Here is a 19052-nt window from a genome sequence, read left to right on the forward strand (position 1 = left end):
ACTCTCTAAAATCTTCTAATAAATCGAAAAAAGTTCTAAATAAATCAAAGCACGGCGCACGCCCTAGCCATCCTAAAACCCTAAAAGCACAGGTACTTTGGCCAATAACGCCACTACATAACCCCCAACCCCAAAAAAGCCGTCCCAAAGTTTCTATCAACTCCAGGACAGCCTCAGCCACTTACATTCATTACTTTTTCTTCTTTTTATCCTTCACAAATGTAAACACGATTAACCCAATCTGGATCACAACGATCGCAATAAAAATGTAAAAGTTTTTCGAGGAGCTGGATAAATTCAACTCATCCGCCAAAATCCCTGAAATCGACTGCAATTGTGCACTTAATAATATAATCAGCGCACCAATAAATAACATGATCTTAGAATTAATGCTAAAGCGCAGCAGTACAATAATGAACAAAGCTGAGAAAATCAGCAACAGGGTGAAGAGGGGATCTAATAATGTAAGTGTTCCGTCTTTTGCAAAGTTTTCGTACGTAAATGTCATAAAAAAATCTCCTTATTTTACTAAGCCATTTTGAAATGCATAGACGACAGCCTGTGTGCGGTCCTGCACTTCGAGTTTACTTAAAATGTTGCTGACATGGGTTTTCACTGTTTTTAATGCGATAAACAGTTCTTCTGCTATTTCCTGATTGGCAAGGCCACGAGCCATACATAACAGTACTTCCATTTCCCGGTCTGTTAAATGGTTGTGCAGGGCAGGGGCTGTTCCGCGCATACGGGCCATTACCCGCGTCGTTGCTTCCGGCTCAAGAACGGTTTCCCCGGCCATCGTTTTCCGGATCGCATCGGCAATCTGTTTGGCATTGCTTGTTTTCAGTATATAGCTGACAGCACCTGCTTCAAGTGCCGGGTATAATTTATCGTCATCGATGAAGCTTGTGACAATCATTACTTTTGCTTGCGGCCATTGTGCCAGAATTTCGGCAGTCGCTTCAGCACCCGTTTTAATCGGCATTACATTATCCATCAGCACAATATCCGGCTTTAGCGCCAATACTTTTTCAATTGCTTCCTCGCCGTTTGTCGCTTCACCGATGACTTCGATATCGGGTTGTGCCGATAAATATGCAGCAACCCCGATTCGGACCATTTCGTGATCATCTACTATGACAACTTTAATCATTTATTTGTTCCTCCTTTTTGAGCGGAACTTTTACTTCAACTATCGTTCCTTCATCCGGTACAGAGACAATTTTATACGTGCAGCCAATCTCGACAGCGCGTTCGGCAATATTGCGCAGACCGTAAGAAGTCGTTTTATCTCCCTCCAAATTAAATCCGAGGCCGTTATCCTGAATGCGCAAAATCGCCAGCTGGTCGCGTGCAATTAATAACAGTTCGACTTCCGTTGCTTTTGCATGCCGTAATGTATTTGATAAAGCTTCCTGAGCAATACGGAATAAATGATCTTCCTCTGCTTTGGATAATCCGATTTCTTCGATTTGGTAATCAATATTGAAATACACTTTTTCCTGTAATTCTACAATCAGATCTTCTAAACCTTCCGCCAAGCTTTTATTGTGCAGGGCAACAGGTCGCAAGTGAAGGAGTAGTGCGCGCATTTCAAGCTGTGCCTGCTGAACGATTTTCTCCACCTGTTTAAGCTGTTTTTGTGCAATATCATCTTGACGCTGTTCTGTAAGCGCAGAGAGTAGCATAGATGCCGCAAATAACTGCTGGGATACAGAATCATGCAGTTCGCGAGCAAGCCGCTGACGTTCTGCAAGAAGCCGCTCCTGGACGATGGCGTCATTTGTTTCTACTTTTTCATTGGAAAGACGCTGCAATGATGTCCGCTGTGTTTCGATTAATTCATTCGTCTCACGCAATGCCTTTTTTAATGAGCCATTTGCTTTTTTGAACTTTTGGGCAAAATCAGGCTCCGCTACTTTTTTCACGATGCGTGTCATCTGATTTTCTTTCATTTTCAGTGCAATTGATATCCATAATGAAATAAAGAAGCTCGTCGTTGTTGCGATAATGGCGATCACGGCGACAATCGGAATTGAGTAATCATCGTTTTCCCATAAAAAACGCCAAGTCTCTTCCTCAGGCTGGCCGAGCAGGAATACGAAAATATTCATAGCAAATGTCGCAAAAACCATCATGAGAATAAAAAAGCGTATAATAAATGCAATCATCCGCGTTGCACCTCCACATCGCCAATCCAAGATGTCACATAAACGACAAGGACACGTTTTGCATCCATTTCTCCATCTTTAAAAAGGAGCTGTTCATTAATACACTGCTTTGGAGCATAATGCAGGTATGTTGCTTCACCATATAAAGTGGAGTAATGAAGCTGAATCGTCACTTCATAAGGCACAATGACCCGTACTTTTCCAAGAGATTGATGGATTACGATAATCGATTTTCCGTTTGGTAAAATGGTTTCGGTTGTATCGATCGTAATATCACCGATAAAGCGTTGAATATGAACATCTTTCCAATGATAGCTTTCTGTCGGAGCACCTGTTGTTCCGATCAATTGATTCTGATTTGATGTATTGGCAAAGTGGCTTTTGATTTCCATCACTTGCTCTTTTTTCGTTAAGTATTGGTATAAAAGAAAGACAAGCACACCAATGATTAAAAGGCGCAGTGTCCAAATATTAATAATAGCAAAGAATAATAGAACGAGTCCCGTCCATAATAAGTAACGCTTCTTCTTTTTAAAGCTGAAAAATAGAAACAGTGCACCCAAAATCAGCAAAAACACGGTGCCATTATTGAAAAGTGTCAATTCGATCAATACGACAAGAGCCATACTAATCGCGATAATTGCAAGCTGATCAGATGTAATTTTCGGCATAGTGCCTCCCCCTATAACGTGCAAAATGGAGAAAGCATGGTGCCTTCTCCTTTTACGCATTATATCATTATTTTGGTTGTTCTATGAGCTTTTGTTCTTTTTCAAGCTGTGCCAATCGAGCTTCAAAAGAGGTTACTTCATATTTACGCTCAATATTTTGAGATAATTCATCAATATAAGTTGATAGTTCATCAAAATTACCCGCATTGTCCGAAGTTAGAACTTTATCCATCTGGTGGTTGGCACGCACGACATTTTCTTTGCCCATCAGTTGAAGTTGGCGCACTTTCATGTCTTTGATTTTATGTTTCATCGTTTCGAATTTGCGTTCCAGTGCAAAGTATTCTGTATTCGCAGCATCAATGCTTGAAAGAAGGGCATGTTTTCTAGCAGTATAAGCCGTTACTTCTTCCTGTGCAAACGCAATCAGTTCAACTTCTTCAGTTGACTGAGCCAATAAAAGCTGTTTTTCACGCTTCTCAAGCATTTCGATTGTTTGTGAAAGTTGGATTTCCAGCTCATTTTTTAGCTGAGCTTGACGTGCAAGCAGTTTTCCTGTTTCTTCAGTTTGTTTTTCTGCTTCACGAATATAATGGTTCAGCATTTTAATCGGGTTTTTATCGACCTTTTTGTCAAACATATCATGTAAATCCGCCTGTATTGAATATTTAAACTTTGTAAATAAATTTCTCATTGTAATCGCTCCTATTTGTTTAAATTTGCCCATTCGCGTTCAAAGTTTGTAAATGGATCATCTTCCTCTTTTTTGCCTGGTAAAAATTCAATCTTTTCGTTTTTACGTGCTTTGTAAAGATAAAACAATACACCGATTGCGGCTAAACCGATAAAGCCTGGGATGTTTGATAAGGCACTTACTAAACCGGCTAAAGCGACAACTAGGCTCATTACTTTTCCGAAAGTAGATTTACTTTCTGTGTAATAGTGCAGACCTGCTGCCAGAAGTGCTCCTGAGATTAATAAGCCGGCTACTGGTGCGAGCAGGCAAAGTGCGATGATCGCTGTGATAAAAGCCGCTGAATATAAGAAAAACTTTTTCATTATGTGTTCCTCCTTGTCGTTGATATGTTCATGTTACCGTGAATTTAAAAAACCGATAACGACCTGTTACCGTATTTTCATCTAGGTCTCGAGACTGAGCCGGACTCAGACAGTTATTTGCATGACTTAACTTCTGCCAGGAGAGTTAAAATATATAGAAACGTAATAACTTTTATTGTATAATGCTTGTTGGAGAGTTTTTCTCGGTACATAAGTAGTGGAGGAGGTTGGACAAAATGGCTTTATGGTTAGGAATTACACTTATCGTCGTAGCTTTAATCGGGGGCGTGGCAATTGGGTTCTACGCAGCTCGTCAATATATGATGAAGTATTTAAAAGAAAACCCGCCAATTAATGAACAAATGATTCGCGTGATGATGGCACAAATGGGACGTAAACCGTCTGAAAAACAAGTGCGTCAAATGATGGCACAAATGAACAAATTCCAAGATAAATAATGAAAAGTTGGACTACCTTTCGCATTCTATTGAGTGAAGAAGGTAGTTTTTATTTGCTGTAAAAAAATTCAGAATATTTCGTTGAAAAGCACAATAATCTAGTCTATCCTTATATAGATTGTAAGTATTGGAGGGAAGAAAAAATGGCAACAGAGAAAACGAATGTAGAGAGCTTTGATTTGGACCATACGATAGTGGTCGCACCGTATGTACGTTTAGCGGGCACAAAAGAAGGGGCGAAGGGCGATGTCGTGACAAAATACGATATCCGCTTTAAGCAGCCGAATAAAGAGCATATGGAAATGCCGGCACTTCACTCACTGGAACATTTAATGGCAGACCGTATCCGCAATCATAGTGACGCGGTTGTCGATATCTCGCCAATGGGCTGTCAAACAGGCTTTTATGTCTCCTTTATGAACTATGATGACTACGAAGGCGTGTTGGCGATTTTAGAAAAGACCGTTCAGGATGTGTTGGCGGCGACTTCTGTTCCTGCATGCAATGAAGTCCAATGCGGTTGGGCGGCAAGTCATAGTTTAGAAGGTGCGCAACAGTTGGCAAAAGAATTTTTAGCCAAGCGCGGTGAATGGCATATCGTTTTTAATGATTAATAGGAAATATGTAGTGCCCCCATTTTTTGGGGGCTTTTTTGTTCCCGCCTCCAAACCAAAAAGCACTTCCTGTTCATTGAAACGAACAGAAAGTGCTTATTTCTTTTATATTAAAGAATCCGTTGTATTGCGGTATACCGGTACATAGTCATGCAGGAACTTGGCTACCGTTTGCTCATAGTCACCCTGGTTATCGTTGAATGATTTCGCGTGCTCGCCTTTTTCAAACAGTTTCAGCATTTTAGGTTCGGGTTTTTGTTCGAACAGTTCTTCGGTCATTGAGGAAGGAATGAAATCATCCGGTGTACTGTGAATAAAGAGGACCGGCTTTTGAATATGTTTTACAGCATCAATCGGCATTACTTCTTTTACGGAATAGCCATCGCGGATTCGCATGAAAAAGTCGGCGAAGGGGAGGGTATATTTCGAATCGATCGGTACAACACTTTCAAAAATTCGTTTTAGAAGCTCAGGGAAGTTTGAGAAAGCACAGTCGGAAACATAGAAATCCGCATTATCTGATAAAGTGCCTGCATAGAGCAGTGTCGTTGCCGCGCCCATTGATTCACCGTGAATACCGAGCAGAGCATCTTCCCCGGTAATATTTCGGATCGTCTCAACTACCGCCTGTAAATCGTATTTTTCATAATGGCCGTAACTTGTTGTTTTCCCTTGAGATTCTCCGTGACGGCGATGATCGTATACAAATGCATTAAAACCAAGCCGTTCAAACATTCGGGCATAGCGCATCGAGTTAATTTTATTTTCAGTGACGCCATGACAGATGATGACTGTATTTTTCGTTTCCAAAGGTTTTAAATAGATGCCGCTTATTTTATAGCCATTTGGAGAATCGATCAATAAAATTTCTTTCGGACAGCCTTCATACCATGCTTCATCAAATCGTTTTGCCGTAATTTCGCGTTCGCGGATGAAAGCATCGTCCTTTTTCTTTATATACATAATGTGATTTGTCATCACGACACCAGTGATCGTTGTAGCAGCTGCCAGCAGCGTTGTTACAATACTGCCAGATAAAAACAGTGTACGTTTTTTCATGAAAATCACTCCTTAATTAATTTAATATTCGATGAGTTATTGGGATAAATCAACTAATATGTATCTATTTATTATTGGAAACTTTTGTGTGAAAAATGCGAAATATTTGATAAAATCTTTGTAGCAAGTAATTAATTTCAGCGGATGACAAACCCGCTGAAATAAATTATGGCTCCAGGCGGATGTCAAAGATTCGGCAATGAGTTCTTTGCGCAAGCGCAAAGCCGAATCCTGACGCAATTACGCCAAGGCGTAATTGATTATATTTGCTCACAAACGGACCATTCACAATAAAGGGGGATATATTCATGACAGAAGTTGTAATAGTAAGTGCAGTACGTACGCCAATTGGTGTTTTTCAGGGGGCATTAAAAGATATTTCGGCTCCGACTTTAGGGAGTATCGTAATAAAAGAATCATTGAATCGTGTTCAATTAGATCCATCAACAGTTGATGAAGTTATTATGGGGAATGTTCTTGCAGCAGGTTTGGGTCAAAACCCGGCAAGACAGGCAAGTATCCAAGCTGGTTTACCATACACAGTCCCAGCGATGACAATTAATAAAGTATGTGGTTCAGGCTTAAAGGCCGTTCATTTAGCAGCACAGGCAATCATTGCCGGGGATGCGGAAGTTGTTGTCGCTGGAGGCTTTGAAAATATGAGTCAAGCACCATATATTATGCGAAATGCAAGAGAAGGTTTCCGCATGGGAGATCAAAAAATAATCGATACATTAATTCAGGATGGCTTATGGTGTGCATTTAATGATTACCATATGGGGATAACTGCTGAAAATCTATGTGATCAATATAACATTTCACGTCAGGAACAGGATGAATTTGCAGCACGTTCACAAGCCCGTGCATCTGAAGCAATTTCTGCAAATAAATTCGCTGAAGAAATTGTCCCTGTAGAAATTCCTCAACGTAAAGGGGAGCCGGTTATTTTTTCACAAGATGAATATGTAAAACATGGAACAACAGCAGAAAAATTGAACGGATTACGTCCTACTTTCAAGAAAGACGGTTCGGTTACTGCAGGGAATGCTTCCGGTATTAATGACGGAGCTGCAGCAGTTGTCGTTATGTCAAAGCAACGTGCTTTTGAATTAGGCCTTACACCACTTGCTACGATCGTCGCAAATGCAAGCGCAGGGGTTGATCCTTCAGTGATGGGGATCGGACCGGTAACTGCAGTGAAAAAAGCTTTGTCGAAAGCGAATGTAACATTGGATGATATGGACTTAATTGAAGCGAATGAAGCATTTGCCGCTCAGGCGATTGCAGTTGATCGCGAATTGGCGTTCAATCATGATAAACTAAATGTAAATGGCGGGGCAATTGCACTTGGTCACCCAATCGGGGCAAGCGGAACACGCATATTGGTTACTTTATTACATGAAATGCAAAAACAGGATGCAAAATTAGGTCTTGCAACATTATGTATTGGTGGCGGGCAAGGTGTTGCAACAATTGTACAACGCTAAAATTAAATGTAGGTGAAAATGATGGCAAAAAAGAAACAGCAAAGAACGACGAATGAATTCGAGCTTCCAAAAGATAAGGCGGCAACATTGGCCGATCAGTTAGGCGGCGATGTATTGGCCAAGCTGAAAGCAGCGAAGCAGGAAATGGTGGCTGACGAAAAGGCGAAAGAAGAAGAGCGTCTGGCGAAAGCGGCATTCGAACGCAAACAACACGAAAAAAATATGAGCTTTGAAGAACTTTTAAATCAGTACGGCGATAAAGGTTCGAAATTTTAACGGTTATCCCAAACGGATCATAAAGAAGCTTACTAAATATAAAAAGATAGCACACTATTTTTGTGTGCTATCTTTTTTAAATACAACAATAATAAGTTTTGCAATCACTAACAATGTCAACGCGCCACATGCATCGAGCACGACATCTTCTACGAGGCCGCTGCGACCCGGAATCATACTTTGGCGGTATTCATCTAGGCTTGCGATTATTATTGCTGTAACAAAGGCAAGAACTATTGGAAAGTGCCATTTCAGTTTCCGGTATAAAGTATAGAATATTACCGCTAATAAACCGTATCCGAAGAAATGGGTTGCTTTCCGGATCAGAAACTCAAGAAATTGAAAATAGCCTCGTGTTTCGACCGATATAATTTTTCCCCAATAAGGAATTTCAAACTGACTTAACCATGCTTCAAAAGGTTTGTCTTTTAAAAGATCTTTTAACGCCGGAACAATTGTTTGCTGTTCATAGCTCATATTGGACATTACCATGACAACGATTACCCCGATGATGACGAGAACAATCCATTTTTTCATCTATGCTCAGTGTAACGGTCGGTTTTTGTCCAGCTGTCGATCTCCGAAATATTTGGCATTGATTGCGCTTTTTCATAAGCATCCAGGTTTTGCTGCAGTTGCGTAACTGTACGCGCTCCAATAACTGTAGAAGCAACCGTTGGATATTGTAAATTGAAAGCGAGGGCAGCTGCATGTACATCACCGAATTGCTGTTCAATTTTTTGCAGCATATCTTTTGCTGCCGCTTCATCATAGCTCATAAAAGACTTTAAGCGTGTGCGCCATGCATTTGTCAACAAGCCTTTTGCAATCGATCCGCGTGTGACGACAGAAGCACCTGTCTGTTGAATCGGGTCGAAAAATTCGCTTGCACGTTCATCAAAAATATTAAACTGCATCATATTGCTGATTGCATCACTGTTTTGCAGAAATGGCATGAAAACATTCGGTCGGATGGAAGAAATGCCATATTCGCGAATAAGTCCTTCTTTTTTCAAACTTTCAAATGTGTCGGTAATTTCTTCCCAATTATCTTCGGTCGTACCGCCATGTAACTGGTAAAGATCCAAGTAATCTGTCTGTAGTCGTTGCAGGCTGTCACGTACCGCTTTATTAATATAATTTGCGGATGTATCCCAGCTCCAACCTTCCTTGCCTTCTTCCCAACGATTTCCTACTTTAGATGCCAGGTAAATATTGTGGCGGTGAGGCTTCAGTGCCGCACCAACAACTTTTTCGTTTTCTCCCTGATTATACAGATCGGCGGTATCAAAGTAATTAATGCCCGCATCAATTGCAGCATGAATGACCTCTTCTGCTTCTGTTGGATTTGGAGGTAATGACATACAGCCTAAACTAATTTCAGAAATATGAAGATTGCTTGTACCTAATTGTCGTTTTTTCATATTAATTCCTCCCTGGTTCAATATTTTAGAAAAGCTCTTACTAATGGTACAATGAATATAAGCAAGAGAACAAGTGGAGGCATGGTCATGAAAAAATTTGAAGAAAAAACAATCCAATCACAACCCATCTATTCCGGGAAGGTTATTTCATTAAAAGTAGACGATGTATCGCTTCCGAATGGTGAAACAGGGAAGCGTGAAATTATTAATCATCCAGGAGCAGTTGCAGTTATTGCCATCACAGAAAACAATAAAATTTTACTTGTTGAGCAGTACCGTAAAGCACTTGAACGTTCCGTTGTGGAAATTCCTGCCGGTAAGCTGGAAAAAGGCGAGGAGCCAATTGTAACGGCCCGCCGCGAATTGGAGGAGGAGACAGGGTATACGTCTGATCATTTCGAATTTATTCAGGCTTTCGCTACTTCACCGGGATTTGCGGATGAAATTATTCATATTTACGTAGCAGAAAAGTTAAAAAAATTAGACATTCCTGCTGAATTAGACGAAGATGAATTTGTGGAGTTAATGGAAGTATCACTGGAAGAAGCAGAAGCGATGGTTGCGGACGGCCGTATTTACGATGCCAAAACGGCTTTTGCGATTTTATGGCTGAAATTAAAAATGAAATTAAATCAATAATTGTTTACGCATAAGGACAATTTATGTGCATAAGTTGTATGGACAAGGAGGCGTCCAAATGCGTAAATATCTATATATTCAATATACTTCGATGATCGTCGTATGTTTCATTTGTGGTGTGGTTTGTTATCAGTTATTCGATATTGGACAAGTGCAGCAAATTATTAAATATAGTGATCGTAGACTGCTCCAAATGGAAAAACCTGAATTGCTTTGGAGTGTAGTTCCTTTCATAGTTGCCTTAAGTATTGTATTATTCTTTTCGACACATAAATATTTGCCGCGTATAGGCCTTATCTTTATTGCAATAAAAGTAACGTTTTTAGGCTTTAGCTCGGTGTATTTACTTGTACAGCATGAATCTATTAAACTCTATGCATTTTGGTGGTTTCCATTTCAGTTAATATATTGTGTACTTTTAATTATGCTCTATCAAATAACTACTAAAACTACGAGTAGACGAGCCTTGAAAACGGTAATGCCATGGAATAAGATCATTTTCCTGATAGTCGTAATGATAATTGTTTTTGCAGTCGAAAATTTAGCAATTACTTATTTATTTAAATAATCATTGTCTTGTAATGAGATTTACTCATTTGGTATAATGAAAAGAGTTTAGGAGGGCGTCACATATGGAGAGCCGAATTGATCGAATTAAAAAGCAACTGCATAGTGCGAGCTATAAGCTGACGCCACAGCGAGAAGCAACAGTAGCGGTTTTACTGGAGCATGAGGAAGATCATTTAAGTGCTGAAGATGTTTACTTATTAGTAAAAGAAAAGGCACCAGAGATTGGACTAGCTACTGTATACCGTACATTGGAGCTTTTAACAGAGCTGAAAATTGTCGATAAAATTAATTTTGGTGATGGGGTGTCCCGTTATGATTTACGTCAAGAGGGCGCGAAGCATTTCCATCATCATCTAGTTTGTATCGAATGTGGCGCAGTAGATGAAATTCAAGAAGATTTACTAGAAGATGTAGAAGAAATTGTGGAGAAACGTTGGAACTTTATAATCAAAGATCACCGTCTGACATTCCATGGCATCTGCTGGCGTTGTCATGATGATAACGACAACTCTGGAGACAGCAATGCATAATCTATAATCAAAAAAGGGGCAGCATATTTTGCTGTTCTTTTTTTGGTGGCTATTTTGCTTTTGCCGCACAAAAAAACTCTATTTCCCTCAGTTGAGGGAAATAGAGTTTTATTATTTTTATTTATTTTCCCGGATGATGGGCAACAATTAAAATCTTACCTGCATCCAGATCATTCTTTGCAGTTGCATGTTCATTTTCACCTACACCGATATCAGAAAGCTGATGGTGCAGATCTTCCGGAGTACTTTGGAAGAAGTTTTTAATTGATGCCAAGAAGCCTTTTTCATTTTCCGTTGTTCCTGGAGTTTTGCTTGCATCAACATCGAAAAAGTCGGCTATATCTTCCGCACGTTTATTGCTGTTTGCGAAAACATGAATATGATCGCGATCATAGCCCTCTGTAATAAATGATTCGATTACTGATTTTGCTTGTACACCGTTTTCTACTGATTTGATAATTGCCATATATATACACTCTCCTTTGTATGAATACTTATATTATTCCCGAACTCTTAAAATTAAAACGTTAAGAGATTCATACAGTCGTAATTCAGTTTTCGGAAGAACGTGCATACAGACGGAATTATCTTGTTTAAACGGCTACTGTTCTATGAGATCATGCATTTTTTTAATTTCTAAAAATTGCAGCTGATGGCCATCAATTTCATGGATTTTAAATGCAAAGTTTTCGAAAATAAATGTATCTTCAATATTCAGGTCTGGCATGTTTGTGAAGTACCAGCCCCCGATTGTATCAACATTCGGGTCTTCAATATCAAGAAACAGCAGTTTAGAAACATCTTCAAGCAATACTTTAGAATAGACTAAATAATGGTCTTCACCGATTTTACGAATATCTGAAACTTCATCATCATCAAACTCATCGCGAATTTCACCGACAAGTTCTTCCAAAATATCTTCAACGGTAATCATACCGCTCGTTCCGCCATATTCATCAAGTAAGATCGCAATGTGAATACGCTTTTTCTGCATAATCTGAAGCAAACTTTGAATTGGTGTTGTTTCAATTGTGCGAACGACCGGATTAATATAGTCTTCCAATTTAAATGTCGCCGGATTAATCCGATTATTCATACCGAGTGTTAAAAAGTCTTTAATGTTTAAAAAACCTAATATATTGTCGCGGTCCCCTTCGTAAACCGGGTAGCGTGTATAGCGTTCCTCTGAAACTTGTGTTAAAACTTCTTCGAACGTTGCAGTTACATCAAAGCCGACAATATCTGTACGGGGAACCATAATTTCACGTGCGATTTTATCATCGAATTCAAATACATTGTTTACATATTTTAATTCATTTACATTGATCTCGCCTGATTTATAGCTCTCCGATAGAAGCAGACGCAATTCCTCTTCCGTATGAGAGAGTTCATGTTCGCTCGCTGGTCGCATCCCGAACAATTTTAATAATAAACGTGCTGAACCATTTAAAAGCCAGATTAACGGGAACATAAGTTTATAGAATAATTGTATAGGCTTTGCGAATGCCAGTGTAATAGCTTCTGCTTTTTGGATGGCAATCGTTTTAGGTGCAAGTTCACCTACTACTACGTGGAAGAATGTCGCTAAAAAGAATGCGCCACCTAATGTAAACCAATGAATATATTCTGTGCCAATTCCAATCGATTCAAAGAATGGGTGAAGTATAAACTCAAATGTGGATTCACCGACCATACCGATTCCTAGCGCTGTTACCGTAATACCTAATTGACATGCCGATAAATATTCATCAAGGTGGGATGTTACATTTTTAGCTGAAATGGAACCGGCTTTACCCTCAGCTACAAGTTGGTCTATACGAGATTGACGTACTTTTACGATCGCAAATTCCGTTGCAACGAAGAAGGCCGTAAAAGCGATTAAAACCGCGAAAATAATTAAGTTAATGATTGTGGTCAAACGAGCGTTCTACTCACGAAGTAGAACGTTCACCTCCTAGTTATTTAAAATTAATAATAGTGATTGCATGAGTGCAACACTTTCAGGCGAAACTTTTTTACGGAGTTTCTGCCGCTCTTTGTCATCTAAATGTTCCATTAATACCGTTACATCATGTTCAAGCTTGCGCATTTGCAGCCGAATATCCTGAACATCGATTTCTTCGGGTTCTTCTTTTGAAGGGCCAAGTGAGCGGTGAATTTCTTCGAGGCACTTGCCTAGCTTCTTCTGCTCTTCAATCCAGTGTATACGTTCAATCATCTCTTTATCATAGTAGCGATAATTGGATGCCGAACGTTCAACTTTTAGAAGGCCCAAATTCGTATAATAATCAATAGTTCGTTTTGTCATGCCAGTTGCTGCAGCAAGCTCTCCGATTTTTAGTTTGTCGATCCCAAATTATCACCTCAATCTGTCACGTTTTACTTTCAAGAATACCCTATATAGTACATTTTGTAAATGGGATGCTATCATACTGGAATGCCGGCTGTATTGAAAAAATGAATGAATGAAGGATAAAACGTCACTTCAATTGTACGAAAATGGTAATATAAATGTATAGAATGCAAGAGGGGCGATTAATATGCAAGCTTTAAAAGATTCAATAGAAGATTATCTACATTTTATTAAAGTCGAACGTCAGCTATCTGATAATACATTACAATCCTATAAGCGTGATTTAGTCGCATATGCCCGTCACATCCATCATGAACAGCAGATCATGGAATTTGATAAAGTTATGCGTGAACATATTTTGCTTTATTTGGACAGCTTACGGTCTGTGGGAAAATCATCGAAGACGATATCGAGACAAATTTCATCAATCCGTTCTTTTCATCAGTTTTTATTGAGGGAAAAAGTGACGAATCAAGATCCTACCGTTCATTTGGAAATGCCTAAAAAAGAACTGTCTTTACCGAAAGTATTATCTATAGAAGAAATTGATGCACTTTTGACAGCACCGTCCGTCGAAAAACCACAGGGCACTCGGGATATTGCCATTTTGGAAATGATGTATGGTTCCGGAATGCGTATCAGTGAACTGATTGAACTGAACTTGGAGGATGTCCATATGACAATGGGATTCGTTCGTATATTTGGTAAAGGCGGAAAAGAACGTATTATACCGCTTGGGCGAAGTGCGATTTCTGCATGTGTAAATTATTTGGAGCAGGCGAGACCTCAGCTTTTAGGCGATGCATCTAAAACTGATGCGTTTTTCATTACGCAGAGAGGGAAAAGATTCACGAGACAAGGCTGCTGGAAAATTATTAAGGAACATGCGGCAGCAGCAGGCATTTCCAAAGAAATTACACCGCATGTTCTGCGCCACTCCTTTGCGACACATCTTATTGAAAATGGTGCCGATTTGCGTGCAGTACAGGAGCTTTTAGGCCATGCTGATATATCAACGACACAAATTTATACACATGTAAGTAAAACCCGTTTATCGGAAGTATATAAACAATTCCATCCGCGTGCTTAAAAACGGCATAATCGCGTAAGACTAATGGGGAGCTTAACTTTTTTCTATTAGAAATAAATCTTTTGAAATCGGATGTCTGACCTTTACTTTGTTTAGACGTTTTATGTAAAATAGAATGGAAGAAGAGGAGTTGAAAGCATTATGCAACCGTTTAAGAAAGTACATGTAATTGTAATGGATTCTGTTGGTATCGGTGAAGCACCGGATGCCGATAAATTTGGCGATGCTGGCTCAAATACATTAGGACATATCGCAGAAGAAATGAATGGCTTAAATATGCCGAATATGGAGAAATTGGGTTTATCGAATATTCGTGAACTTAAGGGCATTAATAAAACTGAAAAACCTGCTGCATTTTACGGCATGATGCAAGAAGCATCTGTTGGTAAAGATACAATGACAGGGCACTGGGAGATCATGGGTCTGAACATCGATACTCCGTTTAAAGTATATCCGGAAGGCTTTCCCGCGGAACTGATTTCTAAGTTGGAAGAAGCAACTGGCCGCAAAGTACTTTGTAATTTACCTTACAGTGGAACCGCTGTCATTGACGATTACGGTCCGGAACATATGGAAACAGGTGCAATTATTGTGTATACATCGGCAGACCCGGTAATGCAAATTGCAGCACATGAAGAAGTTATTCCAGTAGAAGAACTTTATAAAATTTGTGAAATTGCACGTGAATTAACATTGGATGCTGAATTTTTAGTAGGTCGTGTAATTGCCCGTCCGTTCGTTGGAGAACCAGGCAATTTTACACGTACATCAAACCGTCATGACTATGCATTGACGCCATTTGGACGCACGACAATGGCTGAAATGAAGGACTCGAATCTTGATGTCATTGCGATCGGTAAAATTTCGGACATCTTTAATGGTGACGGGGTAACGGAAGCGATTCGTACGAAAGACAACACGGATGGCATGGACAAAATGGCGGAAGTAGTTCGCCGTGATTTCCATGGTATTAGCTTCCTGAACTTAGTGGACTTTGACGCGAACTTTGGACACCGACGTGATCCGATCGGCTATGGTCAAGCATTGGAAGAATTTGACCGTCGTTTACCGGAAGTTCTGGAAGCGTTATCAGCAGATGATCTGCTGATTATTACGGCAGACCACGGAAACGACCCGACATTCCCTGGTACAGACCATACACGTGAATATGTACCGTTAATTGTTTACTCACCGCGCTTTACAGCAGGAACAGAACTGCAGTTACGTGAGACATTTGCGGATATTGCAGCAACAATTGCAGATAATTTTAATATTGCAGCACCGCAGTTCGGAAAAAGCTTTTTATCAGAGCTGAAATAAGGGGGATTTTCCACATGAGAATGGTAGATATTATTGAAAAGAAACGTAACGGCGAAGAATTGACAACAGCTGAAATTCGTTTCTTTGTAGAAGGATATACAGATGGCACGATCCCTGATTATCAGGCAAGTGCGTTATGTATGGCAATTTACTTTCAGGATATGACAGATCGCGAGCGCGCGGATTTAACAATGGCAATGGTGGAGTCAGGTGATCAAATCGACCTTTCTTCAATTGCAGGCGTAAAAGTAGACAAACACTCAACAGGCGGAGTTGGCGATACAACGACATTGCCATTAGCTGCAATGGTAGCTGCTGTCGGTGTTCCGGTAGCAAAAATGAGTGGCCGTGGTTTAGGTCACACTGGCGGTACGATCGACAAGCTTGAAGCGATTGAAGGTTTCCACGTTGAATTAACAAGTGAAGAGTTTTCAAAACAAGTAAATGAAATCGGCATGGCTGTTATCGGTCAATCAGGCAACTTAACACCAGCGGATAAAAAGCTGTATGCGCTACGTGATGTTACAGGAACGGTATCAAGCATTCCGCTAATTGCCGGTTCAATCATGTCGAAGAAAATTGCTGCAGGTGCAGACGCAATTGTACTTGATGTTAAAACAGGTGACGGCGCCTTTATGAAAACGGTTGAAGATTCAATTAAACTTGCTGAAGCTATGGTGAAAATCGGAAATAACGTTGGCCGTAAAACAATGGCAATTATTTCGGATATGAGTCAGCCTTTAGGGTATGCAATCGGAAATGCTCTTGAAGTTCAGGAAGCGATCGATACATTAAAAGGCAATGGTCCGGCTGATTTAAATGAACTTTGCTATACATTAGGGTCTCAAATGGTGGTTGTTGGCGGCAAAGCAAAAACAATCGAAGAAGCTCGAAAAATGCTGGAGGAAGTTGTAGCCAACGGGGCAGCATTGGAAGTACTGAAAAAATTCATCGCTGCACAAGGCGGAGATGCTTCAGTCGTTGATGACCCATCTCGTTTACCTCAGGCTAAATTCAAATTTGATGTACCGGCAAAACAGGCGGGCTATGTCTCAAAAATTGAAGCGGACGATATTGGAACAGCTGCAATGCTTCTTGGTGCAGGTCGTGCAACGAAGGAATCTGAAATTGACTTAGCGGTAGGGCTTGTCCTTCATAAAAAAGTAGGCGATCAAGTCGAAGTAGGCGAATCGCTTATGACAATCCATGCTAATACAGAAAATGTCGACGTAGTATTAGAAAAGATTTATGCACATGTATACATTTCTGCAGAAAAAGTCAAATCCCCAAAATTAATCGAAGCAATTATTACGCAATAATAAAATTAGAAGTCTTTCACAATTCGGAATGGGTTGCGGAAGACTTTTTTGGTGCTTTAAATATTTTGCAAATATGTTAAACTAAGAAGTATATTACTGCTTAAAGTAATAAAAATTCTGTTTAATGAATATTTATAAGAAGAAGGGATACTATGAAAGTTAAGTGGTCGGGAAGGTTTGAAGGTTATTCATTCGCCCATTTCAAAAAGGATTTGTTATCTGGGACGATTGTCGGGATTATTGCTGTACCGTTGGCGATGAGTTTTGCCATTGCCTCTGGAGTCAAACCGGAATACGGAATTTACACAGCAATTATCGCAGGTATTTTAATTTCCTTATTAGGAGGTTCAAAATTCCAAATTGGCGGTCCGACAGGTGCTTTCGTTCCGATTTTGCTTGGAGTTGTGCTCGTTTATGGGTATGAAAACTTGCTCATCGCAGGTTTAATGGCGGGAGTTATGCTGCTGCTGATGGGAATTTTCAGGCTGGGGTCACTGATCAAATTTATTCCGAGACCCGTTACAGTCGGCTTTACAGCAGGAATTGCGGTCATTATTTTTACCGGACAAGTCGGAAATTTTCTAGGGTTAACAAATATGGAGCAGCATGAGAAATTTCATATGAATGTTCTTGAAATTGCTTCCAATATTGAAACAGTTAATTTTTATAGTTTACTCGTTGCAATTATAAGCTTCGCATTAATACTTATGGCACCAAAAGTTTTACCGAAAGTGCCGGGTGCGCTTATTGGCATTATTGTATCGTCCGTTGTGACGGTTCTTTTTTTACAGGGGCATGTTGCCACAATTGGCTCCACATATGGTGCAATACCGAATACACTTCCTCAGTTCCACATACCGGAAATAACATTTGAACGTATATACATGCTCATCGGTCCAGCGTTTGTCATTGCGATGCTCGGCGGGATTGAATCACTGCTATCGGCGGTTGTTGCAGACGGCATGACGAACAGCAAACATAACAGTAACCGGGAACTGATCGGGCAAGGGGTGGCCAATATTGTGACACCGTTTTTTGGAGGAATCCCTGCTACCGGGGCAATTGCACGAACGGCTACTAATATTAAATCCGGTGCTGTTTCGCCAATGTCAGGGGTAATCCATGGTATCTTCGTTTTAATTACGCTATTATTACTGGCGCCATTAGCGGTACATATTCCACTTGCGAGTTTAGCGCCTGTACTCATGATGGTCGCATGGAATATGAGCGAACGTCACCATTTCGCACACATTCTAAAATTGAAATCCGGAGATTCGCTTGTTCTATGTATAACATTTTTACTGACAGTATTTATGAGCTTAACGGTTGCTGTAATGGCTGGACTCATTTTAGCGGTGATCCTATTTGCGAAAAGCATGAGCGATAGCCTTACTGTTTCCAAAGTGCTGCCGAATTTGGAGAAGGAGAACGGAAAGTTGCAGCATCAGATCGTATCGGATTTTCATGATTGTCCGCAAATCAGTATTTATACAATAGAAGGTCCTCTATTTTTTGGCGCTGCTGAAAAGTTTGAACAGACAATGCTGAATACAATACAGGAACGTCCGAAAGTGTTTATCCTTCGTATGCGAAAGGTGCCGTATATCGATTCGACAGGGGAAGAATATTTCCGTAATATCCTTCAAAATATAAACTCTTATGGTGGTAAAGTTTTCGTAACAAATGTTCAGCCTGGATTAGAGCAAATGCTAAAGCGAAGCGGGTTGCATGATTTAATGGAAGCGGAACATTTTTATAATACGACAAGTGACGCAATATCAGCGGCATGCCGGTATATCGAGGTAAATAAATGTGTTGGATGCACACATTATGCGTTTAAAGAATGCCAATTGCTATCAAAGGGCATCCCGCTATCGGAGCATGAAGTGCAGGCCCAGAATAAATTGACCGAAGCAACAATATAACATGTATAAATTTCTGAAAAAGAACAAAGAAAAAGAGACTGAATGGAAAGGTAAAACTTTCTATTCAGTCTCTTTTTTCATGTTAAGGAT

The 19052-nt window shown here is 40.0% G+C and carries 23 protein-coding genes; 11 read left to right on the forward strand and 12 right to left on the reverse strand.

Features of this window, described 5'->3' with window-relative positions:
- Positions 1-190: 190 nt before the first annotated feature.
- The 6 genes from AC0VXV_RS06245 to AC0VXV_RS06270 form a co-directional block, all read right to left on the reverse strand.
- On the reverse strand, positions 191-508 hold the full coding sequence (locus AC0VXV_RS06245; protein WP_475530781.1) for an acyl-CoA dehydrogenase: 318 nt from the start codon (positions 506-508) through the stop codon (positions 191-193).
- Positions 509-520: 12 nt separating this feature from the next.
- Positions 521-1150, reverse strand: coding sequence for a response regulator transcription factor (locus tag AC0VXV_RS06250; RefSeq protein ID WP_475530782.1), 630 nt, complete (start codon positions 1148-1150; stop codon positions 521-523).
- Positions 1143-2168 (reverse strand): sensor histidine kinase, encoded by a 1026-nt coding sequence (locus AC0VXV_RS06255; protein ID WP_475530783.1) that lies wholly within the window; start codon positions 2166-2168, stop codon positions 1143-1145. Before AC0VXV_RS06255 ends, AC0VXV_RS06250 begins: the two co-directional genes overlap by 8 nt.
- Positions 2165-2839 carry a cell wall-active antibiotics response protein LiaF gene (gene liaF / locus AC0VXV_RS06260; protein ID WP_475530784.1) on the reverse strand — a complete coding sequence of 225 codons (675 nt, stop codon included), beginning with the start codon at positions 2837-2839 and terminating at the stop codon, positions 2165-2167. The genes AC0VXV_RS06255 and liaF overlap by 4 nt, the downstream gene beginning before the upstream one ends.
- 67 nt (positions 2840-2906) lie before the next feature.
- Positions 2907-3533: a PspA/IM30 family protein gene (locus AC0VXV_RS06265; protein WP_475530785.1), complete on the reverse strand. Its 627-nt coding sequence runs from the start codon at positions 3531-3533 to the stop codon at positions 2907-2909.
- Positions 3534-3544: 11 nt separating this feature from the next.
- Positions 3545-3898 carry a lmo0954 family membrane protein gene (locus AC0VXV_RS06270; RefSeq protein ID WP_475530786.1) on the reverse strand — a complete coding sequence of 118 codons (354 nt, stop codon included), beginning with the start codon at positions 3896-3898 and terminating at the stop codon, positions 3545-3547.
- Between the two features lie 236 nt (positions 3899-4134).
- Between AC0VXV_RS06270 and AC0VXV_RS06275 the strand changes: the two genes are divergently transcribed.
- Both AC0VXV_RS06275 and AC0VXV_RS06280 read left to right on the forward strand, forming a co-directional pair.
- Entirely contained in the window at positions 4135-4356 is a 222-nt protein-coding gene (locus tag AC0VXV_RS06275) for a YneF family protein (RefSeq protein WP_008408061.1), read from the forward strand.
- Positions 4357-4499: 143 nt separating this feature from the next.
- Positions 4500-4970 (forward strand): S-ribosylhomocysteine lyase, encoded by a 471-nt coding sequence (locus AC0VXV_RS06280; RefSeq protein WP_350477421.1) that lies wholly within the window; start codon positions 4500-4502, stop codon positions 4968-4970.
- A 105-nt stretch (positions 4971-5075) separates the two neighbouring features.
- Here AC0VXV_RS06280 and AC0VXV_RS06285 read toward each other — a convergent pair whose 3' ends face one another.
- Entirely contained in the window at positions 5076-6029 is a 954-nt protein-coding gene (locus AC0VXV_RS06285) for an alpha/beta hydrolase (protein WP_475530787.1), read from the reverse strand.
- Positions 6030-6337: 308 nt separating this feature from the next.
- Here AC0VXV_RS06285 and AC0VXV_RS06290 point away from each other — a divergent pair, with 308 nt between their 5' ends.
- Together AC0VXV_RS06290 and AC0VXV_RS06295 are read left to right on the forward strand one after the other, a co-directional pair.
- On the forward strand, positions 6338-7516 hold the full coding sequence (locus tag AC0VXV_RS06290) for an acetyl-CoA C-acetyltransferase (RefSeq protein ID WP_475530788.1): 1179 nt from the start codon (positions 6338-6340) through the stop codon (positions 7514-7516).
- A gap of 21 nt (positions 7517-7537) precedes the next feature.
- On the forward strand, positions 7538-7792 hold the full coding sequence (locus AC0VXV_RS06295) for a YqkE family protein (RefSeq protein WP_475531405.1): 255 nt from the start codon (positions 7538-7540) through the stop codon (positions 7790-7792).
- Positions 7793-7846: 54 nt separating this feature from the next.
- Here AC0VXV_RS06295 and AC0VXV_RS06300 read toward each other — a convergent pair whose 3' ends face one another.
- Both AC0VXV_RS06300 and AC0VXV_RS06305 read right to left on the reverse strand, forming a co-directional pair.
- Positions 7847-8329 carry a VanZ family protein gene (locus AC0VXV_RS06300; protein WP_475530789.1) on the reverse strand — a complete coding sequence of 161 codons (483 nt, stop codon included), beginning with the start codon at positions 8327-8329 and terminating at the stop codon, positions 7847-7849.
- Complete coding sequence (locus AC0VXV_RS06305; RefSeq protein ID WP_475530790.1) at positions 8326-9216, reverse strand: aldo/keto reductase; 891 nt, start codon at positions 9214-9216, stop codon at positions 8326-8328. The genes AC0VXV_RS06300 and AC0VXV_RS06305 overlap by 4 nt, the downstream gene beginning before the upstream one ends.
- An 87-nt stretch (positions 9217-9303) precedes the next feature.
- On the opposite strand from AC0VXV_RS06305, the gene AC0VXV_RS06310 reads away from it, so the two are divergent.
- The 3 genes from AC0VXV_RS06310 (at position 9304) to fur (ending at position 10955) form a co-directional block, all read left to right on the forward strand.
- Positions 9304-9855: an NUDIX domain-containing protein gene (locus AC0VXV_RS06310; RefSeq protein WP_475530791.1), complete on the forward strand. Its 552-nt coding sequence runs from the start codon at positions 9304-9306 to the stop codon at positions 9853-9855.
- A 58-nt stretch (positions 9856-9913) separates the two neighbouring features.
- Positions 9914-10423, forward strand: coding sequence for a hypothetical protein (locus AC0VXV_RS06315; protein ID WP_475530792.1), 510 nt, complete (start codon positions 9914-9916; stop codon positions 10421-10423).
- Positions 10424-10487: 64 nt separating this feature from the next.
- On the forward strand, positions 10488-10955 hold the full coding sequence (gene fur, locus AC0VXV_RS06320; RefSeq protein ID WP_475530793.1) for a ferric iron uptake transcriptional regulator: 468 nt from the start codon (positions 10488-10490) through the stop codon (positions 10953-10955).
- Between the two features lie 121 nt (positions 10956-11076).
- Here the strand turns inward: fur and AC0VXV_RS06325 are convergent, their stop codons facing one another.
- The 3 genes from AC0VXV_RS06325 to AC0VXV_RS06335 form a co-directional block, all read right to left on the reverse strand.
- Positions 11077-11421, reverse strand: a complete 345-nt coding sequence (locus AC0VXV_RS06325) for a YflT domain-containing protein (RefSeq protein WP_475530794.1) — start codon at positions 11419-11421, stop codon at positions 11077-11079.
- A gap of 135 nt (positions 11422-11556) precedes the next feature.
- Positions 11557-12873 carry a hemolysin family protein gene (locus AC0VXV_RS06330; RefSeq protein WP_475530795.1) on the reverse strand — a complete coding sequence of 439 codons (1317 nt, stop codon included), beginning with the start codon at positions 12871-12873 and terminating at the stop codon, positions 11557-11559.
- Positions 12874-12909: 36 nt separating this feature from the next.
- Positions 12910-13263, reverse strand: a complete 354-nt coding sequence (locus AC0VXV_RS06335; RefSeq protein ID WP_254865310.1) for a MerR family transcriptional regulator — start codon at positions 13261-13263, stop codon at positions 12910-12912.
- A 232-nt stretch (positions 13264-13495) separates the two neighbouring features.
- Here AC0VXV_RS06335 and xerD point away from each other — a divergent pair, with 232 nt between their 5' ends.
- The 4 genes from xerD to AC0VXV_RS06355 all read left to right on the forward strand — a co-directional run bounded on the left by xerD (position 13496) and on the right by AC0VXV_RS06355 (position 18962).
- Positions 13496-14398, forward strand: coding sequence for a site-specific tyrosine recombinase XerD (gene xerD / locus AC0VXV_RS06340; RefSeq protein ID WP_475530796.1), 903 nt, complete (start codon positions 13496-13498; stop codon positions 14396-14398).
- A 141-nt stretch (positions 14399-14539) separates the two neighbouring features.
- Positions 14540-15718, forward strand: coding sequence for a phosphopentomutase (deoB, locus tag AC0VXV_RS06345; protein ID WP_475530797.1), 1179 nt, complete (start codon positions 14540-14542; stop codon positions 15716-15718).
- 14 nt (positions 15719-15732) lie between these two features.
- Positions 15733-17037: a pyrimidine-nucleoside phosphorylase gene (locus tag AC0VXV_RS06350; RefSeq protein ID WP_475530798.1), complete on the forward strand. Its 1305-nt coding sequence runs from the start codon at positions 15733-15735 to the stop codon at positions 17035-17037.
- Positions 17038-17189: 152 nt separating this feature from the next.
- A complete protein-coding gene (locus AC0VXV_RS06355) occupies positions 17190-18962 on the forward strand; it encodes a SulP family inorganic anion transporter (protein ID WP_475530799.1) in 1773 nt (590 codons plus the stop codon).
- The last annotated feature ends 90 nt before the right edge of the window (positions 18963-19052 follow it).

The sequence above is a fragment of the Solibacillus sp. iso_87 genome (assembly GCF_056173085.1).

Excerpts from the sequence above, each read along its gene's own strand:
- AC0VXV_RS06245 (WP_475530781.1), bottom strand. The coding sequence starts at position 508 with ATGACATTTACGTACGAAAACTTTGCAAAAGACGGAACACTTACATTA.
- AC0VXV_RS06300 (WP_475530789.1), bottom strand. The coding sequence starts at position 8,329 with ATGAAAAAATGGATTGTTCTCGTCATCATCGGGGTAATCGTTGTCATG.
- AC0VXV_RS06335 (WP_254865310.1), bottom strand. The coding sequence starts at position 13,263 with ATGACAAAACGAACTATTGATTATTATACGAATTTGGGCCTTCTAAAA.
- AC0VXV_RS06350 (WP_475530798.1), top strand. The coding sequence starts at position 15,733 with ATGAGAATGGTAGATATTATTGAAAAGAAACGTAACGGCGAAGAATTG.
- AC0VXV_RS06310 (WP_475530791.1), top strand. The coding sequence starts at position 9,304 with ATGAAAAAATTTGAAGAAAAAACAATCCAATCACAACCCATCTATTCC.
- AC0VXV_RS06305 (WP_475530790.1), bottom strand. The coding sequence starts at position 9,216 with ATGAAAAAACGACAATTAGGTACAAGCAATCTTCATATTTCTGAAATT.
- AC0VXV_RS06295 (WP_475531405.1), top strand. The coding sequence starts at position 7,538 with ATGGCAAAAAAGAAACAGCAAAGAACGACGAATGAATTCGAGCTTCCA.
- AC0VXV_RS06355 (WP_475530799.1), top strand. The coding sequence starts at position 17,190 with ATGAAAGTTAAGTGGTCGGGAAGGTTTGAAGGTTATTCATTCGCCCAT.
- AC0VXV_RS06255 (WP_475530783.1), bottom strand. The coding sequence starts at position 2,168 with ATGATTGCATTTATTATACGCTTTTTTATTCTCATGATGGTTTTTGCG.
- fur (WP_475530793.1), top strand. The coding sequence starts at position 10,488 with ATGGAGAGCCGAATTGATCGAATTAAAAAGCAACTGCATAGTGCGAGC.
- AC0VXV_RS06285 (WP_475530787.1), bottom strand. The coding sequence starts at position 6,029 with ATGAAAAAACGTACACTGTTTTTATCTGGCAGTATTGTAACAACGCTG.
- AC0VXV_RS06275 (WP_008408061.1), top strand. The coding sequence starts at position 4,135 with ATGGCTTTATGGTTAGGAATTACACTTATCGTCGTAGCTTTAATCGGG.
- AC0VXV_RS06265 (WP_475530785.1), bottom strand. The coding sequence starts at position 3,533 with ATGAGAAATTTATTTACAAAGTTTAAATATTCAATACAGGCGGATTTA.
- AC0VXV_RS06280 (WP_350477421.1), top strand. The coding sequence starts at position 4,500 with ATGGCAACAGAGAAAACGAATGTAGAGAGCTTTGATTTGGACCATACG.
- xerD (WP_475530796.1), top strand. The coding sequence starts at position 13,496 with ATGCAAGCTTTAAAAGATTCAATAGAAGATTATCTACATTTTATTAAA.
- AC0VXV_RS06270 (WP_475530786.1), bottom strand. The coding sequence starts at position 3,898 with ATGAAAAAGTTTTTCTTATATTCAGCGGCTTTTATCACAGCGATCATC.
- AC0VXV_RS06325 (WP_475530794.1), bottom strand. The coding sequence starts at position 11,421 with ATGGCAATTATCAAATCAGTAGAAAACGGTGTACAAGCAAAATCAGTA.
- AC0VXV_RS06250 (WP_475530782.1), bottom strand. The coding sequence starts at position 1,150 with ATGATTAAAGTTGTCATAGTAGATGATCACGAAATGGTCCGAATCGGG.
- AC0VXV_RS06290 (WP_475530788.1), top strand. The coding sequence starts at position 6,338 with ATGACAGAAGTTGTAATAGTAAGTGCAGTACGTACGCCAATTGGTGTT.
- deoB (WP_475530797.1), top strand. The coding sequence starts at position 14,540 with ATGCAACCGTTTAAGAAAGTACATGTAATTGTAATGGATTCTGTTGGT.
- liaF (WP_475530784.1), bottom strand. The coding sequence starts at position 2,839 with ATGCCGAAAATTACATCTGATCAGCTTGCAATTATCGCGATTAGTATG.
- AC0VXV_RS06315 (WP_475530792.1), top strand. The coding sequence starts at position 9,914 with ATGCGTAAATATCTATATATTCAATATACTTCGATGATCGTCGTATGT.